This is a genomic window from Nostoc sp. LPT (genome assembly GCF_017115165.1).
Taxonomy (GTDB): domain Bacteria; phylum Cyanobacteriota; class Cyanobacteriia; order Cyanobacteriales; family Nostocaceae; genus Nostoc.
In genome coordinates, this window is record NZ_JABXKF010000096.1 from 1 (window position 1) to 7,548 (window position 7,548).

At 43.3% G+C, this 7,548-nt stretch carries 8 protein-coding genes; 4 read left to right on the plus strand and 4 right to left on the minus strand.

The features are described from left to right. From HWQ58_RS19135 to HWQ58_RS19145, 3 genes are all read left to right on the plus strand, one after another. Nucleotides 1-272 (plus strand): hypothetical protein (locus tag HWQ58_RS19135; RefSeq protein WP_292865923.1); only part of this gene is annotated, 272 nt, incomplete at its 5' end. An 8-nt stretch (nucleotides 273-280) separates the two neighbouring features. Next, on the plus strand, nucleotides 281-1,327 hold the full coding sequence (chlG, locus tag HWQ58_RS19140; RefSeq protein WP_292865926.1) for a chlorophyll synthase ChlG: 1,047 nt from the start codon (nucleotides 281-283) through the stop codon (nucleotides 1,325-1,327). Between the two features lie 110 nt (nucleotides 1,328-1,437). Next, the gene (locus HWQ58_RS19145; protein ID WP_292865929.1) at nucleotides 1,438-1,725 is read left to right on the plus strand and encodes a hypothetical protein; all 288 of its coding nucleotides are present in this window, start codon (nucleotides 1,438-1,440) and stop codon (nucleotides 1,723-1,725) included. A 67-nt stretch (nucleotides 1,726-1,792) separates the two neighbouring features. On the opposite strand, the gene HWQ58_RS19150 is transcribed toward HWQ58_RS19145, so the two are convergent. The 3 genes from HWQ58_RS19150 to HWQ58_RS19160 all read right to left on the minus strand — a co-directional run bounded on the left by HWQ58_RS19150 (nucleotide 1,793) and on the right by HWQ58_RS19160 (nucleotide 4,436). After that, the gene (locus tag HWQ58_RS19150; RefSeq protein WP_292865932.1) at nucleotides 1,793-2,746 is read right to left on the minus strand and encodes an alcohol dehydrogenase catalytic domain-containing protein; all 954 of its coding nucleotides are present in this window, start codon (nucleotides 2,744-2,746) and stop codon (nucleotides 1,793-1,795) included. Nucleotides 2,747-2,840: 94 nt separating this feature from the next. Next, nucleotides 2,841-3,413, minus strand: a complete 573-nt coding sequence (locus HWQ58_RS19155; protein WP_292865935.1) for a hypothetical protein — start codon at nucleotides 3,411-3,413, stop codon at nucleotides 2,841-2,843. A gap of 216 nt (nucleotides 3,414-3,629) precedes the next feature. Beyond that, nucleotides 3,630-4,436, minus strand: a complete 807-nt coding sequence (locus HWQ58_RS19160; protein WP_292865938.1) for an inositol monophosphatase family protein — start codon at nucleotides 4,434-4,436, stop codon at nucleotides 3,630-3,632. A gap of 380 nt (nucleotides 4,437-4,816) precedes the next feature. Here HWQ58_RS19160 and HWQ58_RS19165 point away from each other — a divergent pair, with 380 nt between their 5' ends. Continuing rightward, entirely contained in the window at nucleotides 4,817-5,479 is a 663-nt protein-coding gene (locus tag HWQ58_RS19165) for a hypothetical protein (RefSeq protein WP_292865941.1), read from the plus strand. 294 nt (nucleotides 5,480-5,773) lie between these two features. Here the strand turns inward: HWQ58_RS19165 and HWQ58_RS19170 are convergent, their stop codons facing one another. Then, nucleotides 5,774-7,207 (minus strand): BCD family MFS transporter, encoded by a 1,434-nt coding sequence (locus tag HWQ58_RS19170; protein ID WP_292865944.1) that lies wholly within the window; start codon nucleotides 7,205-7,207, stop codon nucleotides 5,774-5,776. Nucleotides 7,208-7,548: the final 341 nt, after the last annotated feature.

The following is a 7,548-nucleotide window of genomic DNA, read 5'->3' on the forward strand; positions in this document are numbered from 1 at the left end:
ATGAGGGAGATGAGGGAGATGAGGGAGATGAGGGAGATGAGGGAGATGAGGGAGAAAAATTAATAACCAATGCCCAATTCCCAATTCCCAATTTCCAATTCCCAATGCCCAATGACGCCAGTCGCCTCAAGTCGGGAAACCCTTTCGGCAGTTCCTCCTGGGGGAAACCCCCATCGCCCTTGGCGTCTCCCCTTGGGAGAAGACCGGACTGCCTCACCACGGCGCTGGCTCCCCAATGCCCAATGCCCAATTCCCAATGCCCAATTAATTAGTAAAAATTATGTCAGAATCAACTCCCATTCCCCCAGACCCTAACCCATCTGAAGCACTAGACTTAGTGGCAAATAATGCCAATGAGCAAGCGAACACATCTGCCGATCGCAGTGCAAAAACTAGGCAGATGCTGGGGATGAAAGGTGCAGCGCCTGGGGAAACTTCAATTTGGAAAATTCGTTTGCAGCTCATGAAGCCCATTACCTGGATTCCCCTAATTTGGGGCGTAGTCTGTGGTGCGGCTTCTTCTGGTAACTATACCTGGACGCTAGAAAATGTGTTGAAGGTAGCAGCCTGTATGTTACTGGCTGGGCCATTCATGACAGGTTACACCCAAATTCTCAATGATTACTACGATCGCGAAATTGATGCCATCAATGAACCTTATCGCCCCATTCCCTCTGGAGCAATTCCCCTACCCCAGGTAATTATTCAGATTTGGGTATTACTGATTGCTGGTATTGGTTTGGCATTTGTGCTAGATGTGTGGTCTGGTCATGAATTTCCGACAATTACAGCGATCGCGATTATCGGTTCTTTCATCGCCTATATTTATTCTGCACCTCCCCTGAAACTCAAGCAAAATGGCTGGCTAGGTAGCTACGCCTTGGGTGCAAGCTACATTACCCTACCTTGGTCTACCGGACACGCTTTGTTTGGTGAACTCAATTCCACAATTGTGATTTTGACAATGTTTTACAGCTTGGCTGGATTGGGTATTGCCATTGTCAATGACTTCAAGAGTGTAGAAGGCGATCGCCAGTTAGGATTAAATTCATTACCCGTAATGTTTGGCATCACCACCGCAGCATGGATTTGTGTAGTGACAATTGATGTCTTTCAAGGATTGATTGCAGCTTATCTCGTCAGCATCCACGAGAATTTGTATGCAGCAATACTAGTACTGTTAATCATCCCGCAAATCACCTTGCAGGATATGTATTTCTTACGTGACCCCGTGAAAAATGATGTTAAGTACCAAGCCAGCGCCCAACCTTTCCTTGTTCTGGGAATGCTGGTAACAGGTTTAGCACTGGGTCATGCTGGCGTTTAACTTATACTTTTATAAGGAAATAGTTAGGAATTAAGAGCAAAGGCAGAGACGCTCCGCCTCCGGTTAAGAGATAATATACTTTTAACTCCTAATTAGTATTAGGACATACTGTGTTAGAACTGATGTCTTTTCTTCTTCATGGGATTCAACCTTTATTAGTCCCGATTTGCTTTATCGTTGCTTGGACTGTAACTATTCTCGCCGTTTTGAGTCTCTGGTCGGCGGCGCGAGATAGTGTAACTACAGCCAAGCAAATGCATCAAATCCCCTGTACTGGTTGTCAATTTTTTACCGATAATTACCGTCTTAAATGCACTGTACGTCCATCTATTGCCAATACAGAAGAAGCGATCAATTGTTCTGACTATCAACCGAAGACGAATCCTTATCTGTATTAGGGACTGGGGACTGGTAGAGATGAGGGAGACAAGAGAGACAAGAGGAATAACCCATGCCTAATGACAATTAACTAATCTCTAACAATATCTTTAAAACACCCCGACTCTGAGCGTGTTCAAAAGCTGCAAGCCCTTCAATAAGAGGGTAGGTGGCATGAATCAGAGGTTGCACGTCAACTTTTCCTGTGGCTAGTAGCTGGAGAGCCGGAGTAAAGGGGCCACAACGGGAGCCGATGAGGGTGATTTCATCTACTACTAAAGAAGAAGCATCTAGGCTGAGGTTGCCAGCATAAGTACTTTTCAGTACAAGAGTACCACGGGGACGTAGGGCGCGGCGGGCAATCGCAAATCCTTCTGGGTTGCCGGTGCATTCTACTGAGATATCAAAATATCCATCTGTAACAGCGTCGGTCAGACTCGTTTTTATCCCCCGTGTTTCTAAGTTAGCCAGTTTGTCTCGATGACGCCCCACAGCTAAGAGTTCACAGCTAGTTAGGGCTAGTGTCTGGGCTACCAATTGCCCTAGTTTGCCATCTCCAACCACTAGCACCCGATCATTTGGATGCAATGGCACTTGCTGCTGAATTTCCAAAGCTGCTGCTAAAGGTTCAGTAAATGTTGCTACTTCTGTCGGCACATTATCAGGTACGGGATGCAGGTTCTCCACGGGCAAACAAAGATATTCACTAAAGGCCCCGTTGCGGTTGACAATACCCAGAACTGTACGATTTTCGCAGTGAGTTGGTTGTCCACTACGACAAAACCGACAATGCCCACACACAGCATTGATTTCTCCAACTACGCGTTGGTTAACTAAGTGTTCTGGCCCTCGTTCAACAATGCCGACAAATTCATGCCCTAAAATACCAGTATAGGGATAGTAGCCTCTGAGTAGTTCCAGGTCAGTGTTACAGATACCTGCACGCAAGACGCGTACTAAGGCTTCTCCTGGTGGTGGTTCAGGAAGGGGAATATCTGTACGTAATTGCAACTGGTTATTTTCGAGCCAAAGTCCTTTCATTTCTCTTCATATCCTTTACCTAATTATGTTGTCATACTACTTTGAAAAATGTTTACAAATATAGAGGCATATATCTGTACCTTCATACCCACACCTATGTCTCTGTAGAAGGTATTTCTTTAATTTTGGTTACATCAACTTTGCTTAACCAAGTAACTAAGTCGTCTGAGCCAAGTGCAATCTCACTTCCCAAGGTTTTGATATAGAGAAGTCCATCACTGATAATTAAATCTCTAATTGGATACCATGAATCTCGTGTTCTAATCAGAAGTTCCAACCGAATCCCTGGTCTTGAAGTATACTTGCAATATTTCCACCAAGCTCGCCATAGAATGACACATTTAGTACAGTGCATTTCATAGCCTTTGGGAACTTCGCAGTATTTATACTGATAGAAACCCCGACTATCTACTTCTCCTTTGAGGATATAACTATATTCTGCTAATGCCTGATTTATCAATTCCCACTGGGTTGATTTTGGAGAAATCGAGAATTCAGATAGGGTGTGAGATATTTGAGCAGTGGCAATTACGCCTTCAGATTTTGCTGTCAGTTGGTTAGTTTTATATACTGTTTGCGCTGTCAAAGCAGGATTTGACAACAAAACGTCTTTTTTCTGGATAGAGTTTTGCACAAACTCTCGAATTAAATCTAGATTAGATAACATAAAATTATTTATATTAAATTAACCAGTGTGATGAAAGCCACAACACTACTTAAATGAATAACTACACTGGTTTTGTGCTTAAACCAGGATTATTACTAGCTTTATTTATACTCAATTCTTTGTTTGACTAGGGTTTTGTTAAGTTTAATGTCGGGTATAGTATTGTCCACTAGGCTGGTTGAGAAAATCACTATTTACAAGTGGATGAGCTGCAAATTAAATTTTTATGCCTTTGAGAAAAGGTTGAAATACCGAAACTAATTCGGGACGACTAACTACAAGGGTGGGAAAAGAGCGATCGCTATAATCTTCTCCCGGTGACAAGGGAAATGGTTCTGATTTAAGCGATGACCAGACCCCACCAGCAGCCTGGACAATTACCCAAGCCCCGGCTAAATCCCAAACTTTTGGTGTCGCTTCAATACCACCTAGAGTAGCCCCAGTAGCAACTGTCAAAAAGTTATAGCTAGCCACACCCAACATCCGAATTTTGCAGGGAAAGTCGTTTTGGATAACTGCGGTGCTGCGGGAACAGAGGTTAAAAAAGTGATTGTTGCTGGGACTATCTATACTAGTGTGGATGGGGTGGTTGTTGAGAAATGCTCCTGTTGGTGTTGCTAAACCAGATAAACCTGCCCAGAAACCATGAAAAGCTTGATTCAAGGTTGGTGCGTAAACATAACCAAAAATGGGTGTACCTCGATACAGTAAACCCAGAGAAATTGTCCAGATGGGAATACCGCGTGTGAAGTTGGTTGTACCATCTAGAGGGTCAATTACCCAGCACCACTCCGTACCGGGAAATGACTTATCGCTCTCTTCGCTCAAAATGCCGTAGCCAAGGAAACTAGAAGCGATCGCATCCCGAATTTCCTGATCTGCCCATTTATCTGCTTGCGTCACCAAACTACCATCAGCTTTTTGGTCAGCCTGTACTTGCCCAAAATCTTGCATTAGTTGCTTGCCCACTCTGGTAGTGGTAGTTTGGGCAAAATCAAGAATTGTTGTCCAAAAATCATTCATGGTTATTTGTCATTTGTCATTTGTCCCATGCCCAATGCCCCATGCCCCATGCCCCATGCCCTATACAGTTTAATCTAAATCGCTTTCTAAAATCGAAGCGATCGCATCTGTTTTGTACTGGTTTGAAATTTTGCCACATTCAGCCGCGTTGCCATAATACTGTTTTACCTGAATTCGGTTTATTTTATCTCTCCAAAGTAATTAAATAAAAGTTCTTTTGAGTAAACTTATTTATTTTGACGATTAAAAAAAATGAACTTTTAATTCAAAAGCTAACTTTTACCAAAAAGCTTAGGTATTAAAAGCTACTTATAGTCATGTTGCCAAAAAATATTCACTTGCAACAAAATTTGAATCTACAAAAATTGAGGTTTTTATCTGTGTTCAAGAAACTAGCTTTGGCTACTACTCTAGGATTATTTGCGATCGCAGTTGCATCCCCGGCTCAGGCAGAAATTTACCGAGTCATCTCAGATGAGGTAGAAATTGACAAAGTTATCCCGGCTCCGGTACAACCGCAATTTGTTAAGAAAGCCATGACTTGGACGAGTCGTAGTGCAGCCGTGCTGTCTAACGGAAAAACCTACATCCATGTTGGGTATGATAATCAAACAGATCCCTACTCTGGTGATACAGATGTAAATGAGGCTCGGTCGCTACTTTGCATTCGCAAATCACCAGAGTTAGCCGAGAATCCGATTCCATCTTATGCTTACCCTATCATTACGCCTGGTGGTGCATCTAAGAACACTTGGTCTGGTGGAGAAGTCTTCGCTATTCCTAACGTTGTGGGTAAGTCTTTGCTATCGCCAGATTATGCAGATAAGCTGTGTGAGACAGAAGGTATACGTGCTTATAAACTATCTGGATTCAGGATGGCGGAGTTTCATGATGGCACACTTGGTTGGGCAGGATGGACTTTTTGGGCCCAAGCCGCTGATCAATTTAATGGGCTGAGTCCGCATGCAATTGATAATCTCAGTCCCCTTCCAAATATGCGCTATTGGGTGAAGATTAACGATCAGAATGCAAATTCTTGGTAGTTATAATTTGAGAATTTGATCAAATAATTACTAATTCGTAATTCAGGCGATGTGCGATTTCTTTTTAAAACCCCGCTTCCATGCCTCTTTGCTTTGGGGAGAAGCTTTAAATATTACTCCCCTTGTCTTTGGCTGCGGGAATGTAGGGAAAGCGTTGGGGATTAGGTTTGAGAGAAAGTTGCACACCGCGTTAATTCGTAATTAAATAGGTAGATGACAAAAAGATTGTTTTATGCATAAAGATGTCACGAATCGGGTTTGAGTGAATTAATCTCAGTGGTGCTAGTTTTAGCCTTAATCTAAATCACTTTCTAAAACAGATGCGATCGCAAGTTTTGTACTTGTTTGAAATTCTGTGACGTTCACCCGATTCAGAAACCAAATCGACACCACCATTCCCACGGCTTCTAGAACGAATACCAGTCCATAAGCTAACTCTAGACTCGGTAACAGCTTGCGGCCAATATCCAAAACTGAACCTCCGATTACTACCGCCACTCCTCTAGAGAGAGACTGCGCCAATCCCCATGCTCCAATAAATGTACCTGCGGCTTCCGCTGCTGTGAGATCCAACATCAAGCTAATTGCTGCTGTAGTTAAGAAACCTGTGGCTAAACCGAACAATACCAAACCTAGTTTGAGAACTGCTGCATTAGCTGTGAATCCTGATATACCTAGCAATATTGCACAGAATGCTACCAACATACAGCCTAGACGTGCAGTTCTGCGCTTACCTAATCGTGGCACTATGAAAAAGCCCGTAACGCCGTAAGCAATCAGTAGACCCGTTCCATAAAAAATATTTAATTTGGTACTTTCCGCTAGGGGCATTTTAAACACTTGACCCGCATAAGGTTCCAAAATTGGGTCTTGCATAAACAAACTGATAGTCATCACCAGTAAAAAGGTAAAAAATATACCTGTTTGTGGGCTAGCTGTCAAGATTTTCCAAGCATTGCCTAGAGTGATGCTATCTTCCCGGTTCACCAATGTGGAACGGGTTAAGTATTGAGAGTACTTTTTTTCTACGCCAAATGTGGCTGCGATCGCTAAACCAAATACAATTGCTGGGACGATAGTAAACAACCTGTTGACCGCTCCCTGCAAGGTTTCTACGGTTGCTTCTGGCGTTAACTGTTTTAGCAAGCTGCCACTGATAATCGCCCCAACAATAATCCCCACCATTAGCATCGACCAAACCACACCGACTACTTTAGAACGGTTATCTTCTTCAGATATATCGACCAACAAAGCAGCAAAAGCAGTACTGCTAGCACAAATTCCTAGACCGTATACAGCGAAAACTAAAGCCAAAAGCGCTGTCCAGCCGATTATTTGGGTTGTCCATGCCCAACCACCTGCACTAGTAGCGGCAAGATTCATCTGCCACATTACTTGTACAGCTAAAAATGCTGCGATCGCAAATATTGCTGCTCCCACCCAAACATAAGCTGTGCGGTGGGAACCCCATAACGGCTTGGCATCGGAAATCTGACCGAACCAGACACGGGAAGGAGCAACAAATAAAGGCAGTGCTAGAACTACTGATACCAGCGTCGCCGGAATTGCTATTTCTTGAATCATGACTCTGTTGAGTACCCCCAGAGTCAAAATGGACATCATGCTCAACCCCATCTGAAATAAACCCAGCCGGAACATGGTCAGCAAGTTTACCCTTGGCACAGATAGGGATTTTGTTTTGGTATCAAATACTTCACCGCTTGCCATAGCTACTTTTTTGTATAGTTTATAGGATTTAATCTCTCTCTTTAAATAAAGATAAACCCTACCCGCTCGAAATCAGCGAATGAAAAGTGGAAGTTGCGTTAGCGTAGCTCACCGTACCCCTTTGGGGAAGCAAGCTACGCGTAGCGTCTTGCACAGAAGGTATCGCACTTATTGGGTAAGCAGTTATACCAATTCATGAAAACTATTACACATTTATCTCTCTACTTGGAACGCTCAACACTTCGATTAGCATAGACTTCAGCCAAGTTAGGATTAATCTTTAGGGCTGAAGGGGTGACAAGGAGGCGGAAGCATGAGAAATAGTGGAGTGTAGCGATTTT

Bases quoted from the DNA above. Each gene is read 5' to 3' on its own strand.
- chlG (WP_292865926.1), top strand. From the start codon at position 281: ATGTCAGAATCAACTCCCATTCCCCCAGACCCTAACCCATCTGAAGCA.
- HWQ58_RS19150 (WP_292865932.1), bottom strand. From the start codon at position 2,746: ATGAAAGGACTTTGGCTCGAAAATAACCAGTTGCAATTACGTACAGAT.
- HWQ58_RS19155 (WP_292865935.1), bottom strand. From the start codon at position 3,413: ATGTTATCTAATCTAGATTTAATTCGAGAGTTTGTGCAAAACTCTATC.
- HWQ58_RS19160 (WP_292865938.1), bottom strand. From the start codon at position 4,436: ATGAATGATTTTTGGACAACAATTCTTGATTTTGCCCAAACTACCACT.
- HWQ58_RS19170 (WP_292865944.1), bottom strand. From the start codon at position 7,207: ATGGCAAGCGGTGAAGTATTTGATACCAAAACAAAATCCCTATCTGTG.